Annotated in this window: 19 protein-coding genes; 10 read left to right on the top strand and 9 right to left on the bottom strand. The window is 65.5% G+C overall.

The window, feature by feature from the left end; genetic code table 11:
• Positions 1-70: 70 nt before the first annotated feature.
• Positions 71-346, top strand: a complete 276-nt coding sequence (locus ACM43_RS03955) for a hypothetical protein (protein WP_271538151.1) — start codon at positions 71-73, stop codon at positions 344-346.
• A gap of 20 nt (positions 347-366) precedes the next feature.
• Here ACM43_RS03955 and ACM43_RS03950 read toward each other — a convergent pair whose 3' ends face one another.
• Positions 367-843, bottom strand: a complete 477-nt coding sequence (locus ACM43_RS03950) for a winged helix-turn-helix transcriptional regulator (RefSeq protein WP_271538149.1) — start codon at positions 841-843, stop codon at positions 367-369.
• Between the two features lie 110 nt (positions 844-953).
• Between ACM43_RS03950 and ACM43_RS03945 the strand changes: the two genes are divergently transcribed.
• The gene (locus ACM43_RS03945) at positions 954-1,727 is read left to right on the top strand and encodes an SDR family oxidoreductase (RefSeq protein WP_271538148.1); all 774 of its coding nucleotides are present in this window, start codon (positions 954-956) and stop codon (positions 1,725-1,727) included.
• 61 nt (positions 1,728-1,788) lie between these two features.
• On the opposite strand, the gene ACM43_RS03940 is transcribed toward ACM43_RS03945, so the two are convergent.
• Positions 1,789-2,397, bottom strand: coding sequence for an FMN-dependent NADH-azoreductase (locus ACM43_RS03940; protein ID WP_271538146.1), 609 nt, complete (start codon positions 2,395-2,397; stop codon positions 1,789-1,791).
• Positions 2,398-2,480: 83 nt separating this feature from the next.
• Here ACM43_RS03940 and ACM43_RS03935 point away from each other — a divergent pair, with 83 nt between their 5' ends.
• Entirely contained in the window at positions 2,481-2,921 is a 441-nt protein-coding gene (locus tag ACM43_RS03935) for a winged helix-turn-helix transcriptional regulator (protein ID WP_271538143.1), read from the top strand.
• A 139-nt stretch (positions 2,922-3,060) separates the two neighbouring features.
• Here ACM43_RS03935 and dprA read toward each other — a convergent pair whose 3' ends face one another.
• The gene (dprA, locus tag ACM43_RS03930; RefSeq protein WP_271538141.1) at positions 3,061-4,200 is read right to left on the bottom strand and encodes a DNA-processing protein DprA; all 1,140 of its coding nucleotides are present in this window, start codon (positions 4,198-4,200) and stop codon (positions 3,061-3,063) included.
• A 91-nt stretch (positions 4,201-4,291) separates the two neighbouring features.
• Here dprA and ACM43_RS03925 point away from each other — a divergent pair, with 91 nt between their 5' ends.
• The gene (locus ACM43_RS03925; protein WP_271538139.1) at positions 4,292-5,536 is read left to right on the top strand and encodes an amidase; all 1,245 of its coding nucleotides are present in this window, start codon (positions 4,292-4,294) and stop codon (positions 5,534-5,536) included.
• Here the strand turns inward: ACM43_RS03925 and ACM43_RS03920 are convergent.
• From ACM43_RS03920 to ACM43_RS03905, 4 genes are all read right to left on the bottom strand, one after another.
• Positions 5,528-6,733 (bottom strand): patatin-like phospholipase family protein, encoded by a 1,206-nt coding sequence (locus ACM43_RS03920; protein WP_271538138.1) that lies wholly within the window; start codon positions 6,731-6,733, stop codon positions 5,528-5,530. The two genes, ACM43_RS03925 and ACM43_RS03920, sit on opposite strands and share 9 nt — an antisense overlap.
• A 309-nt stretch (positions 6,734-7,042) precedes the next feature.
• Entirely contained in the window at positions 7,043-7,639 is a 597-nt protein-coding gene (gene plsY / locus ACM43_RS03915) for a glycerol-3-phosphate 1-O-acyltransferase PlsY (RefSeq protein ID WP_271538136.1), read from the bottom strand.
• Positions 7,640-7,686: 47 nt separating this feature from the next.
• The gene (locus tag ACM43_RS03910) at positions 7,687-8,988 is read right to left on the bottom strand and encodes a dihydroorotase (RefSeq protein ID WP_036015131.1); all 1,302 of its coding nucleotides are present in this window, start codon (positions 8,986-8,988) and stop codon (positions 7,687-7,689) included.
• A 5-nt stretch (positions 8,989-8,993) separates the two neighbouring features.
• Positions 8,994-9,941 carry an aspartate carbamoyltransferase catalytic subunit gene (locus ACM43_RS03905; RefSeq protein ID WP_036015092.1) on the bottom strand — a complete coding sequence of 316 codons (948 nt, stop codon included), beginning with the start codon at positions 9,939-9,941 and terminating at the stop codon, positions 8,994-8,996.
• A gap of 225 nt (positions 9,942-10,166) precedes the next feature.
• On the opposite strand from ACM43_RS03905, the gene ACM43_RS03900 reads away from it, so the two are divergent.
• From ACM43_RS03900 to ACM43_RS03885, 4 genes are all read left to right on the top strand, one after another.
• Positions 10,167-11,513, top strand: coding sequence for an NADase-type glycan-binding domain-containing protein (locus ACM43_RS03900; RefSeq protein WP_271538133.1), 1,347 nt, complete (start codon positions 10,167-10,169; stop codon positions 11,511-11,513).
• Positions 11,510-12,283 carry a M15 family metallopeptidase gene (locus ACM43_RS03895; protein WP_271538131.1) on the top strand — a complete coding sequence of 258 codons (774 nt, stop codon included), beginning with the start codon at positions 11,510-11,512 and terminating at the stop codon, positions 12,281-12,283. The genes ACM43_RS03900 and ACM43_RS03895 overlap by 4 nt, the downstream gene beginning before the upstream one ends.
• Positions 12,284-12,467: 184 nt before the next feature.
• Positions 12,468-14,111 (top strand): acyl-CoA dehydrogenase family protein, encoded by a 1,644-nt coding sequence (locus ACM43_RS03890; protein ID WP_271538129.1) that lies wholly within the window; start codon positions 12,468-12,470, stop codon positions 14,109-14,111.
• A gap of 146 nt (positions 14,112-14,257) precedes the next feature.
• Positions 14,258-15,022, top strand: a complete 765-nt coding sequence (locus ACM43_RS03885; RefSeq protein WP_271538127.1) for a CPBP family intramembrane glutamic endopeptidase — start codon at positions 14,258-14,260, stop codon at positions 15,020-15,022.
• Between the two features lie 129 nt (positions 15,023-15,151).
• Here the strand turns inward: ACM43_RS03885 and ACM43_RS03880 are convergent, their stop codons facing one another.
• On the bottom strand, positions 15,152-16,075 hold the full coding sequence (locus ACM43_RS03880; protein WP_271538125.1) for an AEC family transporter: 924 nt from the start codon (positions 16,073-16,075) through the stop codon (positions 15,152-15,154).
• 4 nt (positions 16,076-16,079) lie between these two features.
• Complete coding sequence (ruvX, locus tag ACM43_RS03875; RefSeq protein WP_271538123.1) at positions 16,080-16,565, bottom strand: Holliday junction resolvase RuvX; 486 nt, start codon at positions 16,563-16,565, stop codon at positions 16,080-16,082.
• Positions 16,566-16,612: 47 nt separating this feature from the next.
• On the opposite strand from ruvX, the gene ACM43_RS03870 reads away from it, so the two are divergent.
• Positions 16,613-16,825, top strand: a complete 213-nt coding sequence (locus tag ACM43_RS03870; RefSeq protein WP_157287544.1) for a hypothetical protein — start codon at positions 16,613-16,615, stop codon at positions 16,823-16,825.
• Between the two features lie 274 nt (positions 16,826-17,099).
• Positions 17,100-19,346, top strand: coding sequence for a DNA/RNA non-specific endonuclease (locus ACM43_RS03865; RefSeq protein ID WP_271538116.1), 2,247 nt, complete (start codon positions 17,100-17,102; stop codon positions 19,344-19,346).
• The last annotated feature ends 44 nt before the right edge of the window (positions 19,347-19,390 follow it).

The following is a 19,390-nucleotide window of genomic DNA, read 5'->3' as shown; positions in this document are numbered from 1 at the left end:
CGTGAATAGCGCGTCCAATCTCTCGACCCTGGCTGACAAGCTCCGCAACGACATTCGTAGCCTCGTCATCATGGCGGCCTTGATCGGAGGGTTGATCCTCTGGTTTGCGGCTACCGGCTCGACCGACCGGGTGATCTATCGCGGCGTCGATCAAGCCTGGGCCGAGCCCGGCCGTGTCTATCTCATGACAGAGCCTTCCGGTCATTACATGATCGAGCGGAACGCAGATTTCGCCGCCATGAAGGTCGGCTGTGTTTATGACCTGAGCTACGACGTCCAGTTCGGGCGGCATCAACGCGCAAACCGCCTGAAAACCGTCCGCAAAGCCAGCCTGGTCGGATGCTAGCGAAGCTCAGCTTCGCCAGACTAGTTCGCTTCGGCCGACCTTCGTCGCCGCGCCGGCCGCGGCTTTAGGGTGGTGTCGGCGGGGCTGAGCAGGCGGCCGTCATCGGCGCGCATTTCCAGCTTCTTCACCGGACGGCCTTTCGCGCGATCGACCAGGATGGTCGCGATCTCCTCCGGGTGGTCGTCGAACTCCTCGCTCCATTGCCGCAGCGCGACCAGGATCGGGAAGGTGCCGCGGCCCTTCGTCGTCAGCACATATTCCTGATAGGCGCTGCCGTCGGAGGCGGGGGCGGTTTCCAGAATGCCGTGGTCGACCAGCGATCGCAGCCGCGCCGCCAGGATGTTCTTGGCCATGCCGAGCTTGTTCTGAAACTCGCCGAAGCGGCGGACGCCGAACAGCGCCTCGCGGATGATCAAGAGCGACCACCAGTCGCCGAGCGCCTCAAGCGACCGCGCGATCGGGCAGGCATCACCGGCAAAGCTCGTTCGTTTCACCATCGTCGTCCATCCGGTCGCGTTCAGTCGATCACGCGCTTGTGTGGTTGCATCATAAAACCATATGGCCTAAATCGCAATATGGTTTCATCATGCAACTACTGGAGGCGAGCGTGAGACTGAAGGACAAGACGGCGCTGATCACCGGCGGCAATAGCGGCATCGGGCTGGCGACGGCAAAACTGTTCGTGGCCGAGGGCGCCAAGGTGGTGATCACCGGGCGTAACAAGGAGACGCTGGCCGCGGCCGCGAAAGAGCTCGGGCCGAACGCGCTCGCGCTGCCAGCCGACGCGACGGACATCGCGGCGACGGAAGCTGCGATCAAGCAGGGCGCGGAGAAATTCGGCAAGTTCGACATCGTGTTCGCCAATGCCGGCATCGCCGGCGGCACTCCGCTGGGATCGGCGACACCAGAGGTGTTCGAGAAGGTGATCAGCACCAATCTGACCGGCGTGTTCTTCACCGTTCAATCCGCGTTGCCTTTTCTTAAGGACAGCGCCTCGATCATCCTCAACGGCTCGGTGATCTCGGTGCTCGGCATTCCCGGCTACTCGGCCTACGGCGCGGCGAAGGCCGGCGTGCGGGCGATGGCGCGGATCATGGCCTCAGAACTGTCGCCGCGCGGCATTCGCGTCAACGTGGTCGCGCCGGGCGCGATCCGCACCCCGATCTGGGGACCCGCGACCGCGACGCCGGAAGCCGAAAAGGTGTTCGAGAAGCGGATCGCGCTGTCGACGCCGCTCGGCCGCATCGGCGAGACCGATCACGTGGCGAAGACGGTGCTGTTCCTCGCCTCCGATGATTCCGCGCATGTGCAGGGCCAGGAAATCTTCGTCGACGGCGGCGCGGTGGCCTCGCCGAGCGGCGCGCCGATCTATCGCGGCTGATCACATCAAGCGAACCTGCTCGGGCGCAACATTCGCGTTGCGCCCGACGCGTTAGCCGCGGCTAGGCCGCGCGCAGGCTTGTTGCCGACTGGAGCGCACCGGCGATCGCCTTCTCGCGGTGCTCCGGCCCGAGTTGGATGCCGTCAGCCGGGATGAATTCGACGCTGGTGATACCGATGAAGCCGAACACCCAGCGCAGATAGGTTTCGAGATGCTCGCCGGCTGCGTAGGGCGTCTCTGCGCCGTAGTGGCCGCCGCGCGAAATGGCCACGATCACGCGCTTGCCGCCGGCGAGTCCCTCCGGCCCGGCCGCGCCGTACTTGAAAGTCTTCCCCGCCACGAGAATGCGGTCGATCCAGGCCTTGAGTTGGCTCGGAATGGTAAAATTGTACATGGGCGCGCCGATCACGACGATGTCGGCGGCCAGGAACTCCTCCAGCGCCGCCGCGCTTGCGGCAAGGTCGGGCCCGAGTTCCGCCGGCGCGGCGGCGCCTTGCGCGGCGGCGAGGTGCGAGCCGGAGAGGTGGGCGAGCGGCGTCTCGGTCAGGTCGCGGTAGACGACTTGAAGCGAGGGCGTCGCCTGCCGGAGCCGGTCGACGATGGCGGCGGAAACCTGCCGGCTAACGGAGTGGGGGCCGAGCACGCTGGAGTCGACATGGAGGAGTTTCATGTGGGGTCACCCTGGTATAAGTTTGTAACCAGCGCTACATGTGTGACTATCGAAATCCCCGCAAGAACGCACTTTTTTGAGCCATGGGCACATCATTGAAACCTGCGCACACCGATTTGCCTGCTCCGCCGCGGCCAAATCCGAGGCCGGATACCAGGCCCATGCCGGATCCCAACCATGCGGACTGCCGCGGGGTCGCCTCCGTGCTGTCCCGCGTCGGCGACAAGTGGAGCGTGTTCGTCATCATGATGCTGAGCGACGGGCCAAAGCGCTTCAACGAGCTCAAGCGCATGATCAACGGCATCTCGCAGCGGATGTTGACCCTGACGTTGCGTGGCCTCGAGCGCGACGGCCTCGTTACGCGCACGATCTTTCCGACCATCCCGCCGCGGGTGGATTATGAGCTGACCGATCTCGGCCGCGGCCTCCAGCAGCCGGTGCAAGCGCTCGGAGAATGGGCGATCGCGCATCTGGAGCAGATCGAGGCGGCACGAACGCGGTTCGACCAGCGCAAGGAAGGTTAGCGTACGGCCTCCATTTCGTCATTCCGGGGCCCCAGCGGAGCGAGGGAGCCCGGAATCCATTTGGCCGCAGATCAAGTGGATGAAATGGATTCCGGGCTCGCGACTTCGTCGCGCCCCGGAATGACAACTGGGGACGACGCTAAACCAGCGACACCAATCCGCCGCCGTGGCGTTCCAGCTTGCCGGCGAGCTCGAGCTCCAGCAGCACGGTGCGTACGATCGCGGGCGAGGCGCCGGACATCCGGACGAGGTCGTCGATCGTAACAGGGGCTGGGCCGAGCAGGGCGGTGATCTGGTCGCGATCATGGCTTTGCGGATCGCTTTCGAACGGTTCGCTGTCGGGCTCGCCCGCGGGATGCATCAGCGGCCGCTCCATGATCGGCTGAACCGCGTTGATGATGTCGGCAGCTTCGGTGACGAGCGTTGCGCCCTGCTTGATCAGGTCGTTGGTGCCGGCGGCGCGCGGATCGAGCGGCGAGCCCGGAACGGCGAACACCTCGCGGCCCTGTTCGGCCGCCATGCGTGCCGTGATCAGCGAGCCCGAGCGGTGCGCCGCCTCGACCACGACGACGCCGAGCGAAGCGCCCGAGATCAGGCGGTTGCGACGGGGGAAGTCGCGAGCGCGCGGCTCGTGGCCGAGCGGCATCTCGGAGATCGCAGCGCCGGCGTGATCCAGAATCGCGGCGAGCAGGTCGCCATGCTCGGGCGGATAGATGCAGTCATGGCCGCCGGCGAGTACGGCGATCGTGCCGCTCTTGACGCTGGTGCGATGCGCGGCCTGGTCGACACCGCGGGCGAGCCCGGAGATGACGACGAAGCCGGCTTCGCCGAGCTCGCGCGCGAGCTGGCCGGCGAATTTAAGTCCGGCGCCGGAGGCGTTGCGCGAGCCGACGATCGCGATCATCGGCCGCATCAGGGATTTGGTGTCGCCGCGCACCGCGAGCAGCGGCGGCGCATCGTCGATCATCACCAGCCGCGCCGGATAGCCGTCCTCGCCGGGCGCGCGCCAGGCGATGCCGAACTTGCGGCTCGCGGCGAGCTCGGCCTTTGCTTCATCCGGGCTGCAGATGCGCCCCGATCGCGCCGCGCCGCCGCGCCGGGCAAGGTCAGGCAGCCGCTCCAGCGCGGCGCGTGGGCTGCCGAAATGATCGACCAGCGAGCGGAAGGTGCGCGGCCCGACATTGTCGGAACGGATCAGCCGCAGGCGGTCGATCCGCTCGGCAGTCAGCTCCACGCTTCTGTTGATGGCGTCCACGGCGGCTCCTTGCAGGGACAGCATGGAACAACCTGAGGGCGTTGCGCAACAGGGACGTACGCTTGCACGACCTCGCTGCGATGCTAAAAGCGATCGCAATAAGAAGGATGTTGCCATGATCTCACTTGCCGACCTCCAGCGCCGCATCGAAGCGGGGGAGCTTTCGCCCGACGCCGCCATCGCTCAGTCGCATGCGGCGATCGAAGCCAAGGAGAAGGACGTTCAGGCTTTCGTCCGGCACGACAAATCCGCGAAGGCGCAAGCCTCGGGCCCGCTGCGCGGCATTGCCGTCGGCATCAAGGACATCATCGACACCGCCAACATGCCGACCGAGATGGGCTCGGAGATCTATCGCGGCTGGCAGCCGCGCGCTGATGCGCCGGTGGTGATGATGCTGAAGCGGGCGGGCGCCACCGTCATCGGCAAGACCACGACCACAGCATTCGCTTCGCGCGATCCGACGCCGACGCGCAATCCGCACAATACGGCGCATTCGCCCGGCGGCTCGTCCTCGGGCTCGGCGGCGGCCGTCGGCGCCGGCATGATCCCGCTGGGGCTGGGTACTCAGACCGGCGGCTCGGTGATCCGGCCGGCGGCCTATTGCGGAACGGCGGCGATCAAGCCGTCGTTCCGGATGCTGCCGACCGTCGGCGTCAAGTGCTATTCGTGGGCGCTCGACACGGTCGGCCTGTTCGGCGCCCGCGCGGAGGATCTTGCGCGCGGTCTCTTGGCGATGACGGGGCGCACGGAATTCTCCGGTATCACCCCGGCGAAGTCGCCGCGCATCGGTGTGGTCAGGCAGGAGTTCGCAGGCGCCGTGGAGCCGGCGGCCGAAGAGGGGCTGCAGGCTGCGATCAAGGCGGCGATGCGCGCCGGTGCCAAGGTGCAGACCATCGATCTGCCCGAGGCGGTGCAGGAGGCCTGGCGCATCCACCCGATCATCCAGGATTATGAAGCGCATCGCGCGCTCGCCTGGGAGTTTTCGGAACGTCACGACGAGATCGCGCCAATGCTGCGCGCCAGTCTCGATGCGACGGTCGGGCTGACGCCGAAAGACTATGACGAGGCGCGCCGCATCAGCCGTCGCGGCCGCCGCGAGCTCAGTGAATTGTTCGAAAGCGTCGACGTGCTGCTGACCTATTCCGCGCCCGGCACTGCGCCGGCCAAGGAGCTCGCGAGCACCGGCGATCCGCGCTACAACCGGCTGTGGACGCTGATGGGCAATCCTTGCGTCAACGTGCCGGTGCTGAAGGTCGGTGGCCTGCCTGTTGGCGTGCAGGTGATCGCACGCTTCGGCAACGATCCTTTGGCGCTCGCGGTGGCCTGGTTCCTGGAGGACGCGTTGGCAAAATCAGGCTAGCACAGGTTCGGAAGGAGCGAGGGCCTGAGCGGGCGCTGAGGGCGCCGCGCCGGCGCCCGCGCCTTGCCCGAGCCATTGCTCGGCGGCTGCGCGGCCGCTCCGGTGCAGCAGGCGAATAAAGCCGCGGCCGAGATCGGTGGATGAGCGCTGCGCCAGACCGTCAACGGAGTCTTCCGCCGCGATCCTCGTGAGCCGCAGCGGAGAGGTCATGTGCGACTGCGCCCATTCGATCGCGGCGATCTCGGCCTTGAGCGCGGCGTTGGCCGCGATCTGGTCGAGCCGGCGGTCGATCGCGGCGAGCGTGATCGGCACGTAGCTGTCGCGCGTTGGCGTGACCTGGACCAGCAGCAGATCCGTTGCCGCCGTGTCCTGCACCAGGCGCAGCAGCGGCGGATTGCCGCCAAAGCCGCCGTCCCAATAGGCCTCGCCGTCGATCTCGACCGCACAATGGACCAGCGGAGGGCAGGTCGAGGCCAGCGCGACGTCGGCGGTGATGGCCTCGTTGCCGAAAATCTGCTGCTGCCCGTCGCGGATCCGCGTCGCCGCGATCAGCAGTTTTGGGCACCGCGCATGGCGCAGGACGGAAAAGTTGATGTCGCGGGAGACCGCCTGCCGCAGCGGATCGAGGTCGAACGGATCGAACTGCCCGGAGCGCAGGGTCGGGCCGAACGCGACCGAGCTTCCCGCCGGCGAAAAGCCGCCGATCAGCATCAGTGAGCGGAACGAGGCCTCGTGCATCAGCCGGACCCAGAACCGGTTCAGCCTGGAACGGGCGCCTTCGCGGCCGCCTTCGGCCAGGCCGCAAGCGAGCAGCAGCGCATTGATGGCGCCGGCGCTGGCGCCGCTGACGGTGTCAATCTCGATGGACGTCTCTTCGAGCAGGCGCTCCAGCACGCCCCAGGTGAAGGCCGCAAAGGTGCCGCCGCCCTGCAGCGCCAGCGAAAGCTTTCGCCGCGGCCATTGGTCGGAACGAGCCCGCGCGGGCGCGGCCGGTGCAGCCTTGGCGACGACGATGTCAAGTGGAGCGTCAGGTTTAACGGTAGGCTCCGGCTGCTGCGCTGGCCGCGAAACGGGGGCAGGCGGGGGCAGCGGCGCGTCGGACCAGATATTGGTCGCCGAGAGCAGCCGGCTTGCTGCAGTGCCGGAAGCACCGAGCGAGCCGATCCCGTCATTCACGCCGACAATCTTCTCGCTCATTCTGAGCAACCGCCTAACGCCGTTTCCCGTGTCAGGATGACAGGCATGGAACCCGTTCGCTACAGCCTGCCGTGACTCGCACGGCAATTGCGAACAGGATTTGGCATATAATGCGGAAGGGGTGCGGCAGTATCCGTACTTTTTCCGACCTCAGATACTTGTTGACGCGTCTTCTTGACGCGAACCGGCATTCACTTCGCCCGAAAGCGCTCTAAAGCGCGATGCGATTAGGAATCGTCATCGCGCTTTAGGTTATTGTTTGAGCATGATCTTTTCGGAAAACCGCTACGCACTTTTCCGGATCATGCTCTAGGCTTTCTCGCCGATCCGGCTTTCCTTGCCCGCTTGCAGGCGCTTGATGTTCTCGCGATGCGCGTAGAACAACAGCAGGGTGAGCACGGCGGCAAGTGCCGACAATGCGAGATGACCGAACCACCACAGGAACATCGGCGTGATGAATGCCGCCACCAGCGCCGAGAGCGAGGAATAGCGGGTGGTGAAGGCGGTCGCCAGCCAGAGCAGGCAGAACACGACGGCGCCCGGCCAGAACAGCCCCAGCAGGATGCCGATATAGACCGCGACGCCCTTGCCGCCTTTGAACTTCAGCCAGACCGGGAAGAGGTGGCCGAGGAAAGCGCCGAGCCCGGCTACCATTGCGGCATAGGGGCCTGCGATGTAGCCGGCGATCACCACCGCCACGGTGCCCTTGAGCGCGTCGAACAGCAGAGTGCCCGCGGCGAGGCTCTTGCGTCCGGTGCGCAGCACGTTGGTGGCGCCGATGCTGCCGGAGCCGATCGAGCGGATATCCTGGGTGCCCGCGAGCCTAGTCAGGATCAGCCCGAACGGAATCGCGCCGAGGAGATAGCCGATGACGAAAGCCACCGGCAGAAACGGTTCAAGCGCCATGGCGGCATCTCCAAAGGCCCATTCTCCACGTCGAACGAAGCCGCACGTCAGACATGCTCATATACCGTTCGTCCGCCGACAATGGTGCGCACCACCCGGCCTGTAAAGCGGGCCTCGTCGAACGGGGTGTTCTTGCAGGGCGACTTGAGGTCGGCGGGATCGACCACCCAGGGCACGTCGGGGTCGATCACGATGACATCCGCGGGGCTGCCGGCGCGCAGGGTTCCGCCCGACAGGCCGAGCAGCTCGGCCGGGCGGGTCGACATCGCGCGGATCAGCGTCTTCAGTTCGATCTCGCCATTGTGCACCAGCCGCAGGCCGGCCGGCAGCATGGTCTCGAGCCCGACGGCGCCGGGCGCGGCTTCCGCGAACGGCAGGCGCTTGCCCTCGACGTCCTGCGGATTGTGGTCGGACATGATGACATCGAGCAGACCGGAGCCGATTGCCGCCACCAGGGCGCGGCGGTCGTCCTCGGTGCGCAGCGGCGGCGACAGCTTCAGGAACGAACGGTAAGGACCGATGTCGTTCTCGTTCAGAGCGAGATGATTGATCGAGACCGAGGCGCTGACGGCGAGCCCGGCATCGCGCGCGCGCTGAAGGATGTCGAGGGAATCGATGCAGGTCAGCGACGCCGCGTGATAGCGGCCACCGGTGAGGGCGACGAGGCGCAGATCGCGCTCCAGCATCACGGCCTCGGCGGCATTTGGGATGCCCATCAGGCCGAGCCGCGAGGCGAACTCGCCCTCGTTCATCACGCCTTCGCCGACGAGATCGGGGTCTTCGGTGTAATGCACGATCAGCGCGTCGAAATCGCGCGCATAAGTCAGCGCGCGGCGCATCACCTGCGCATTGGTCACGCTTCTGGCGCCATCGCTGAAGGCGACGGCGCCCGCGGCCTTGAGCAGGCCGAACTCGGTCATCTCCTGGCCGTGCATGCCCTTGGTGAGGGCGGCCATCGGCTGGATGTTGACGATCGCGGTGTCGCGGGCGCGGCGCATCACGAAGTCGACCGTTGCCGAATTGTCGATCACCGGCGAGGTGTCGGGCTGGCAGATGATGGTGGTGATGCCGCCGGTCGCGGCCGCCTGGCTCGCGGTGGCAAAGGTCTCGCGGTGGCTGAAGCCGGGTTCGCCGACGAAGGCGCGCATGTCGATCAGGCCGGGTGCGACGATCTTGCCGGAGCAATTGACGATGTCGGTGCCCTCGGGGACGCCGGCCGCGCCGATGCCGCGGCGGGTCTCGCGAATGCTGCCGTCGGCGATCAGGACGTCGCCGACGCCGTCGAAATCCCTGGAGGGATCGACGACGCGGGCATTGGCCAGCAGGATGGGGCGGCGATCGGTCAACATCGGCATCACGCGTTCGGCAGGTTACGGGCGAGCGCTTCCAGCACCGCCATGCGCACGGCGACGCCCATCTCCACCTGCTCTCGGATCAGGGATTGCGCACCGTCGGCGACCGCCGTGTCGATTTCGACGCCGCGGTTCATGGGGCCGGGATGCATCACGAGCGCGTCCGGCTTGGCGTAAGCGAGCTTCTTCTGGTCGAGCCCGAAATAGTGGAAGTATTCGCTCGACGAGGGCACGAAGGAGCCGTTCATGCGCTCGCGCTGCAGCCGCAGCATCATGACGATGTCGGCGCCGTTGAGACCCTCGCGCATGTCGCGCGCGACCTCGACGCCCATCCGCTCGATGCCCGGCGGCAGCAGCGTGGAGGGCCCGACGACGCGGACGCGGGCGCCCATGGTGTTGAGCAGGATGATGTTGGAGCGGGCGACGCGCGAATGCATCACGTCGCCGCAGATCGCGACCACGAGCCCCTCGATCCGACCCTTGTTGCGGCGGATGGTGAGCGCGTCGAGCAGCGCCTGGGTCGGATGTTCATGCGCGCCGTCGCCGGCATTGATCACGGAACCGTCGACCTTGCGGGCCAGCAGTTCCACCGCGCCGGAGGCGTGATGGCGCATCACCAGGATGTCCGGGTGCATCGCATTGAGCGTCATCGCGGTGTCGATCAGTGTCTCGCCCTTCTTTATGGACGAGGAGGCGACCGACATGTTCATGACGTCGGCGCCCAGCCGCTTGCCGGCGAGCTCGAACGAGGACTGGGTCCGGGTGGAGGCCTCGAAGAACAGGTTCACCTGCGTCCGTCCGCGCAGGACGGTGCGCTTCTTGTCAACCTGGCGGTTGAGCTCGACATATTCTTCGGACAGGTCGAGGAGGCCGCTGATGTCGGCCGCGGAAAGGCCCTCGATGCCCAGCAGATGCCGGTGGCCGAGGACGAAGGTCGATTTCGATGTCATTAAAAGCAGAGCTATAGGGGCGGACGGCGGGGGGAGCAAGCTTCAAATCCGGCCGCCGGACTTATCCACGGCGCTTTGCAGCGGAGGCGGCGCCGCCAGCCGGTGTTCGGGGCAGCCGCTTTGCGCTAGACTCGCAACATTGGTTGCGTCACGGGCTGGATCATGACGGGCACGCGGTATTTTAATCGACTGGCGCGCAATGTTGCTGCGCTCGCGACCGCGTGCATGGCTGGCCTTGCGACACCGGCTTGGGCCGAAAAACGCGTCGCACTCGTGATCGGCAACGATCTCTATCCGAACCTGCCGGCCGACCGGCAATTGAAGAAGGCCGCCAATGACGCAACGACCGTGGCCGACGCGCTGAGGTCGCTCGGGTTCGACATCGTGCTCGGGACCAATCTTGGCCGCCAGGGCATGATCGACCGGCTTGCGGATTTCACGTCGCGGCTCGAGCCGGGCGATACCGCGGCCGTGTTCTATGCCGGACACGGCGTTGCGATCGCAGGCGTGAACTACCTCGTGCCGAGCGACGTTCCCACCGTCAATGAGGGCGCCGAGGCGCGGGTGCGCGGGGCCTCGATCGCCGAGCCCGACGTGATTGCGGAGCTTCAGGCCAAGGCAGTGCGTGTCGCCTTCGTCGTCATCGATGCCTGCCGTGACAATCCGTTTCCGCGCGCCGCGGGCCGCTCGATCGGGAACACGCGGGGGCTCGCTGACGCGAAGCCCGCGCGCGGGATCTTCACGCTCTATTCCGCGGGGATCGGCCAGACCGCGCTCGACCAGCTCGGCAGCAACGATACGGCGCACAACTCGGTGTTCACGCGGATATTCGTCGAGCAGCTCAAGCGGCCCGAGCTGCATCTCGGCGACCTCGCGGTCGAGGTGCGCGAGCGCGTGGCGGCGCTAGCGCTGACGGCGACGGATGCCGGAGGACAAGCAGCACCGCACGAGCAGACGCCCGCTTATTACGACCAGACGCTCGGCGGGCGCATCTTTCTCTGGAATGCGGAATCGTCGAACGAGGCGCCGAAAGTGGCGGGCATGCTGATCAAGCCGCCGGCAAGGCTTGCGGTCGCGGAGCGCGCCACCATGCGTCCGCCGCGTCCCTCCGCGGCAGGCGAAAGCTGCGCCCGCAGCGGCTTCGAGACCTATTGCGTCAGCTCGATGCTGAAGCCGCAATTCGGCAATTCGTACGGCGCAGCGAATTTGTTCGACGCCTCGACGGGGACGGCCTGGGTCGAGGGCGCCTCAGGCAACGGCGTCGGCGAGTGGATCACCGTCGAGTTCGAAACCGTGCGGCGGGTCAAATCGATCCACGTGCAGAACGGCTACCAGAAAAGCCCCGACATCTTCGCCAAGAACAACAGGGTCCGCCAGATCCGCGTACTGTTCTCGGGCGGCGAGTCGCAGACCTTCATTCTCGACGACAAGCTGTCGGCGCAATTGCTGACATTGCGGCCGCCCGTGTCGGCCCATTGGATGCAGTTCATCATCGACGACGTCTGGGCCGGCAACAAATATACGGACACCGCGATCACGAAGCTTCTGGTCAACTCGGATCCGGTGCAATGACCGCAAGGACCGGAACCGCGGCGTGCGCCGCGCTTGTCGTGCTGCTCGCACTATCGTTTCTCGTTCCCGCGCGGGCGCAGACCTTGCCCGGCGACTTCGTCTATCTGCGCGACATCGATCCCAGCATCATCCAGGACATCCGTTACGCCACGTCGAACAATTTCGTCGGCCGTCCGCTCGCCGGCTACGATGCCGGCGAATGCGTGGTGAAGCGCGAGGTGGGGCTGCGGCTGAAAGCGGTGCAGCAGGAGCTGGCGGCGCAAAATCTCTCGCTCAAGATGTTCGACTGCTACCGGCCGGCGCGGGCCTCGCTCGACATGGTCAAGTGGTCGCAGAACGGCCGCGAGACCGCGTCGGAGCGGCGCTACAATCCGAAGATTCCCAAGACCGAGCTGTTCCGCCTCGGCTACATTGCGAGCCGTTCGCAGCATTCGACCGGTGCGGCACTAGATCTCACGCTGGTCGATCTCAGGGCGGACAATTCCGCCAAATATGATCCAGCCAAGACCTATTCGGATTGCACGGCGCCGGTCGAGGCGCGGGCGCCGGAGGGCAGCGTCGACATGGGCACAGGCTACGACTGCACCGACCCGAAGGGGCACACTGCGGCACCATCGATCACTCCGGAGCAGCGTGCCTGGCGCAAGCGGCTGGTGGCTGCGATGGCCAGGCAAGGCTTTGTGAACTATTCGAAGGAGTGGTGGCATTTTTCCCTGCCGGGGACGGGCGGGGCGGCCTATGATTTCCCGATCCAGCCGCGGACGAGGTAGAGTTCGGTTGAAACGGAAGCACCTGCGAGCAGGGTTACCTCTCCCAAGGGGAGAGGTCGGCGCGAAGCGCCGGGTGAGGGGATCAGGTCCCTCGATAGAGCGCAGCCCCTCACCCGCGCCTCCGGCGCGACCTCTCCCAATGGGAGAGGTGCGCCCGAGCCGAGATAGATTCGATGGAAGCAAAATGACCCAGCCCACATTTGCGACCCACGAGGTCTTCAACCAGTCGCCGCCATTCGAGGACATTGATCTTTTCGCCGTGGACCGACCGTTGGTCGAGGCGGTCAGGGCCAATGGCGGCGCAGCGGCCGAGCGTGAGCTCTCGGAGTTCGGCAGGCACTGGGGCTCGGCGGCGATGGCCGATCGCGGGCGCGTGGCGAACGAGAACACGCCGAAGCTGCGCAGCTTCGATGCCAAGGGCAATCGCCGCGACCAGGTCGAGTTTCATCCCGCCTATCACGAACTGATGGCGCACAGTGCGCATGCCGGCGTGCACAATTCTACCTGGACCGCGGATGGCAAGCCGGCCGGCGATGGCGCCGAGGTCATTCGCGCCGCAAAGTTCTACATGGCTGCGCAAGTCGAGACTGGCCACCTTTGTCCGATCACGATGACGCGCGCCTCCGTCGGTGCTCTGGCGATGCAGCCCGACTTGCTCGCGCGGGTGATGCCGGTGCTGTCGACCAAGAGCTACGATCCGAGCTTTGCGCCGTGGTGGCAGAAGCGCGGCATGACCCTCGGAATGGGCATGACCGAGAAGCAGGGCGGCACCGACGTGCGCGCCAACATGACGCGTGCGGTGCGCGACGGGGACGGCTATCGCATCACCGGGCACAAATGGTTCATGTCGGCACCGATGTGCGATGCATTCCTGGTGCTGGCGCAGGCGGATGGCGGGCTGACCTGTTTCTTCATGCCGCGCTTCGCGCCGGACGGATCGGTCAACGCCGTTCAGTTCCAGCGGCTGAAGGACAAGCTCGGCAACCGCTCCAATGCCTCGTCCGAGGTCGAGTTCGTCGGCGCCTATGCCGAAAGGGTCGGCGAGGAAGGCAAGGGCATCCGCACCATCATCCAGATGGTGCAGCTGACGCGGCAGGATTGCGCGATCGCCTCCGTCGGCCTGATGCGCTCGGGGCTTGCGCATGCGCTGCACCACGCCCGGCATCGCAGCGTGTTCCAGAAGCATCTGGCCGATCAGCCCCTGATGCAGGCCGTGCTGTCGGATATGGCGCTGCATGTGGAGGCGAGCACGGCGCTGGTGATGCGGCTCTGCCGTGCCTTCGACCGCACGCCGCACGATGCGGCGGAGGCGGCTTATATGCGACTGCTCACGCCCGCGATCAAATACTGGTCCTGCAAGAGCGCGCCGCCGTTCCTGTTTGAGGCGATGGAGTGCCTCGGCGGCAACGGTTATGTCGAGGACGGCATTCTGGCGCGCCATTATCGGGAGTCGCCGGTCAACGCGATCTGGGAGGGCTCGGGCAACGTGATGTGCCTCGACGTGCTCCGCGCGCTCTCGCGCGAGGGCGAGGCGGCGGCGGTGGTGCTGCAAGCGCTGGCGGCCGAGACCAAGGGGCTGCCGGGGGCGGGCGAGGCGGCCAGCTTCATCGGCAAGACGTTTCGGCGCGCCGACGGCGAGCGCGTCGCGCGGCTTGCGGTCGAGAAGCTGTCATTGCTGGCCGCGACGGCCGCGCTCAATGGCGTGTCGCCGCGCCAGGCCGAATTGTTCGCGGCCACGCGCCTTGCGACCAATCACGCCAGCATGTACGGCGCAGTCGAACTCGACAGCGCCGACGTGCGCGCCCTGCTGGAGCGGGCGCTGCCGTGACTGGGCACGGTCTCTCCGCAGCGTCATGGCCGGGCCTGACCCGGCCATCCACGTCTTGCTGCGCGGCAAGAAGAACGTGGATGCCCGGGACAAGCCCGGGCATGACGATCGCTCGATAGTTTGCGCTCTCCAACGAAAGCCTGCTGATGGACTCCCTCAACCCCGATCATCCGCCGTTGACCGCGACGCCGGCGACCCCCCGCGTCTGGAAGTTCTGGGGCACGGCGCTGTGGGGCCTCTTCATCTTCGTCGCGATGTTCGTCGGGCAGATCGGCGCCGTCCTTCTGCTGGCGGCGCAGCGTGGTCTACCCATGGACCTCGCTTCGCTGCAGGTCGTCGGCCGCGAGCCCCAGACGCTTGCGCTCTCGGTCATCATGGGCTTGCCGGCGACACTGGCCGCGGTCTGGCTCGCCATTCGCATCAAGAAAGCTTCGTTCGTCGATTATCTCGCGCTGCATTGGCCGTCCTGGAAGCAACTGCTGTTCGGCGCCGTCGGCCTCATCCTGATCGTGCTGCTCTGGGAGACGATGTCGCGCGCGCTCGGTCGCGAGGCGACGCCGGGCTTCATGACCGATCTGTTGAAAACGGGCCGCGACAAGGGCGCCGCGCTGCTGCTGCTCGCCGCATTCGCAGTGGCGGCGCCGATGTCGGAAGAGGTTCTGGCGCGAGGCTTCCTCTTCCGTGGCTGGTCGGCGAGCTTCCTTCGCGCGCCCGGCGCGATCCTGCTGTCGTCGCTGGTCTGGACAATCGTCCATCTGCAGTACGACATGTACTTCCTCGCCGAAGTTTTCGCCATCGGCCTGTGGTTCGGCTACATGCGCTACCGCTCCGGCTCGCTGTGGCTCACGATCGTGCTGCATGCGCTGAACAATCTCACCGCGGTGGTGCTGACGATGTGGCTGGGGAGCTAGCTCCACACTCCGTCATTGCGAGCGCAGCGAAGCAATCCAGAATCTCTCCGCCGCGGCAGTCTGGATTGCTTCGTCGCAAGAGCTCCTCGCAATGACGAGGTGAGAGAGGTGCGCTCGTCATGACGAGTGCTAAGCCGCCAGCCCGATCGCGATCGGCATCGTAATGGCTGCAAAGATCGTCTGCAGCGTGATGATCTGCGCCAGCAGCGGGGCGTCGCCGCCCATCTGGCGGGCGAGGACATAGGCGCTGGACGAGGTCGGCACCGCCGAGCAGATCGCCACGATCGCCAGGCTGTTGCCGGAAAGCCCGAACCAGAGACCGAGCCCCATCGCGAGCGCGGGCATCAGCAAGAGCTTTAAAACGACGCCGACGGCTGCGCCGAGGCTTGGACGGAAGAGCCCTTCGAGATGCAGGCCCGCGCCTGTGACGAGCAGGCCGATGGCGAGGGAGGAACTGCCGAGCGCGTCTGCAACCTCATGCCAGAGCCTTGGCAGCGGCAGGTGGGTGACATTGAAAGTAAGGCCGATGATGCAGGCCCAGATCAAGGGATTGCGCACCAATGTCATGACGATGGCGCGGCCGGATTGCTTTTCCGGGGATGCGTAACGAGCGAGCACCGAGACGCTGAACACGTTGACGAGCGGGATGATCGCCACCATCGCCACGGAGGCGAGCGCCAGCCCGACATCGCCGAACAGATTGGCGGCGATCGACAGGGCAACGAAGGTCTGCCAGCGCGTCGCACCCTGGAAGATCGACGTGAAGGCGGGGCCGTCGATGTCGAGCCGGGACAGAGCCGGGCGCAATGCGAGGCAGAGCAGCGACATCGCCAGCGCCGACAGCAGCAGCGCGCCGCCGACGCCGGCGACCGGAACTTTCGTGAGGTCCGCCTTGACCAGGGTCTGGATCAGCAGCATCGGAAACAGCACGAAATAGGTCAGCTGCTCCAACCCGTGCCATTGCGTGTCCAGCCGCATCAGGCTGCGCTTCAGCACGACGCCGAGCACGATGAGGATGAAGACCGGCAGCAGCGCCGCGACGACGACGGCCATGGGATCAGCCGGGTCCGGTGCGCAGGTTTGCCAGGCGATCGAGCGCGCCTTGCAGGATGAAGATCGCGGCGTGCTCGTCGATCACCTCGGCGCGCTTGGCGCGGCTGACGTCCATGCCGATCAGCTCACGCTCGACCGCCGCCGTCGAAAGGCGTTCGTCCCAGAGACCGATGGGCAGCGCGGTCAATCCGGCCAGATTTCGCGCGAAGGCGCGGGTCGATTGCGCGCGTGGACCTTCGCTGCCGTCCATGTTGATGGGCAGGCCGAGCACGAAGCCGACCGCCTTGCGCTCCGTGGCGATGGCCAGCAGCCTGGCGGCATCCTGCTTGAACTGCTTGCGCTGGATCGTCTCGACGCCGGTCGCCAGCCGCCGGTCCGGATCGGATACGGCAACGCCAATGGTCTTGGTCCCCAAGTCGAGCCCGACCAGCGCGCCGCGCGCGGGCCAGTGGGTTGCAGCATCGATGAGAGGCAGGATAGGAGCCGGCATGGCTTTAGCGCATATCACGCGTTGCGCTGCGGGGTGAACTGATAACCATGGATGCACTGACACTATTCGGCCTGTTTGCCGTGACGGCGATGCTGGTCTGCTATGCCCTGGAGGATCGCAGCCACTGGTTCGTGCTGCTGTTCGCGGCGTCCTGCGCGCTCGGTTCCGCGTATGGCTTCCTGCAAGGCGCCTGGCCGTTCGGCCTCGTCGAGGCGATCTGGGCCGTCGTGGCATTGCGGCGCTGGTACCTGAAGCCGTAGATCGCCAGAGGGCCGCAAGCAGCGCGCGAATTCGTGATGCACGGCTGTATCGATCAAATGTGGGAAATCTCACACTGGTGATGCTGCAGGCCATGGCATGATGCCGCGTGGTTGCGTGGCAATAGAGTTACAGGTCTAAAGTAGTATTGGGTGCATGCCCCCGATTTCGGGAACGATCGGCTGCGACCGGCAGTCCGGCCCGCCGCTGCAACTTGGCGCCAATTTTTTTGGGGGCGCCGACGACGTCCAATATTCGCCAATCATTTGAGAGGTCATGATGCTCATCAAGCCAAGCCTGATCGCGGGCTCAGAACGGCGATTCAAGCAAGCCGAGTTCTCACCCGAAGCCTTGAACCGGAAATTGGGCGACGGTCCGATCGACATGTCGGTCGAAAAGATGCGTCTGCGCCAGCGCCAGCTGCTGGCCGAGACGCGGGACGTGGAGAAGGCCGAAATTGGCCTGGAGCGGATCATCCAGGGCAATGATCTCGACAGCATCAATTATCTTGCCAAGGGGACCGCAGCCTCGCGCTCGGTCTGCCGTATCCAACTCAGGGATGCCAAGTCGAATCTGCTCGGCTATGGCTCCGGCTTTCTGATCGGGCCCGGTCTGCTGCTGACCAATCATCATGTCTTCGGCCGGCCCTCCGACGCAGCCCATTCGATCGCCGATTTCAACTACGAACTGGACGCTTCGGGACAAGAGCGTGTGCCGGTGAGGTTCGGATTCGAGCCGGGCAGATTCTTCTACACCAATGACCGGCTGGATTTCTCGGTCGTCGCGGTGGCGCCGACCTCGCTGTCAGGCCACGAGGAACTCGAGGATTGGGGATGGCTGCCGCTCAGTGACGCGCCCGGCAAGGCAGATCCGGGCGAGTATCTCACCATCATCCAGCATCCCAGCGGGCAGATGAAGCAGGTCTGCGTCCGCGAGAACAAGCTGCTCAAATATGTCGGTGACTTCCTCTGGTACAATACCGACACGACGGCCGGATCGTCAGGGTCGCCGGCGTTCAACCGCTTCTGGCAGGTGGTTGCGCTGCACCACAGCGGTGTTCCCCGGAAGAATGCGCAGGGTCGCATCCTGACCAAGGACGGCAAGGTGTGGAAGCCGTCGATGGACGAATCCTCGATCGACTGGATCGCCAATGAAGGCATTCGGATCAGCGCGATCGTCGCCGATCTGAAGGTGGCCGTCGGCTCTCACCCTCTGATCAGGCCTGTGCTGGACGAGATGGACCCGCCAGGCCGGCCCGAGATCGAGCGAGCCTTGCGGCCCCCGATTGACGCAACTCCGTACGGCGCCAATGTCTGGGTCGAGCAATCCGTCGACGGCACGTCTCTGGTGGTCCCGATCCGCGTTCCGCTGCCGATGTTCAGGAAGGAGATTCCTCTCGCTCCAACGCCGCCGCTACCGAGCCCGGCGGGAGGTCATGGCAATGGCCGGACGCCGAACGGCGGCACGAACGGCGGCAAGCGGAACGGCGGCACGCCATTGATTGCTCCGCCGACCGGCCTGTTGCCTTACATCAGCGCGAGGAACGGCCTCCCGATGGAGGCCGTGCACATCGATCAGAGCACGCTGAAATCGCGTCCCGGATACAAGGCGAACTTCCTTGGCACCGGCAGATTCTCGGTGCCCTTGCCGAAGATTCCGGCCTCGCTCAAGCCCAGGATCGCGATGCTCAAGGGAAGCTCCAGGCAATCCGAGCTGAAATATTTCAACTACAGCGTTGTCATGAACAAGGAGCGCCGGCTCGCCTTCTTCAGCTGCGTCAACATCGACGGCGGCAAGCAGCAGGACGTCGGCAAGCGCGAGGGTGATTCCTGGCTGCGCGATCCGCGCATCGACGACGATGCCCAGATCGGTGACGAGTTCTACCGCAAGCAGGCCACTTTCGAGGCGGATCGTAGCAAGAATCCGTTCGACCGCGGTCATCTCGTGCGCCGCCTGGATGCGACGTGGGGCGAGACCGTCGCCGCCGCCAAGCAGCATGGCGACGATTCTTTCCATTTCACCAATTGCTCGCCGCAATTCTTCTCGTTCAACCAGGGCAAGCAGCTGTGGGCGGGATTGGAGGATTATACACGCGATGTCCTGCTCGAAGGCGAGGAGAAGGGCATCGTCATGAACGGTCCGGTGTTCGACGGGCCCGACGCCGATGGATCCGATCTGCCCAATCCGGCCGGGCGGCCGCACAAGGATCCAAGCTTCGGCGGCGTCCAAATCCCGAAATATTTTTGGAAGATCCTGATCCGACGCAACGAGGATGACGATGCTCTCAAGGCGGCGGCCTTCCTGATGAGCCAGCGAAAGCAGGTCATGGAGATCGATCGCATCCAGGAGGCGGATCTGCGCGAGCGGATGTCCGAGGAGGATGTCAGCGTCTTCCAGGTCTCGATCGCGGACCTGACGAGGTTGACCAAGCTGGATTTCGGCAATCTCACTGATGCGGATTCGCACGAGGCGACCTCGGTCGGTCCGCGGCGGATCGAGTCCTACGAGGACATTCGACTCTGAGGAGCGCTTGTTTCGCCAAGCAGTGAAACCGACGCGACGTTCGG

Source organism: Bradyrhizobium sp. CCBAU 45321, from assembly GCF_028128975.1.
Taxonomy (GTDB): Bacteria; Pseudomonadota; Alphaproteobacteria; order Rhizobiales; family Xanthobacteraceae; genus Bradyrhizobium; species Bradyrhizobium yuanmingense.
The sequence above is the reverse complement of the archived record's forward strand: the minus strand, read 5'-3'. Positions and strand labels throughout refer to the sequence as shown.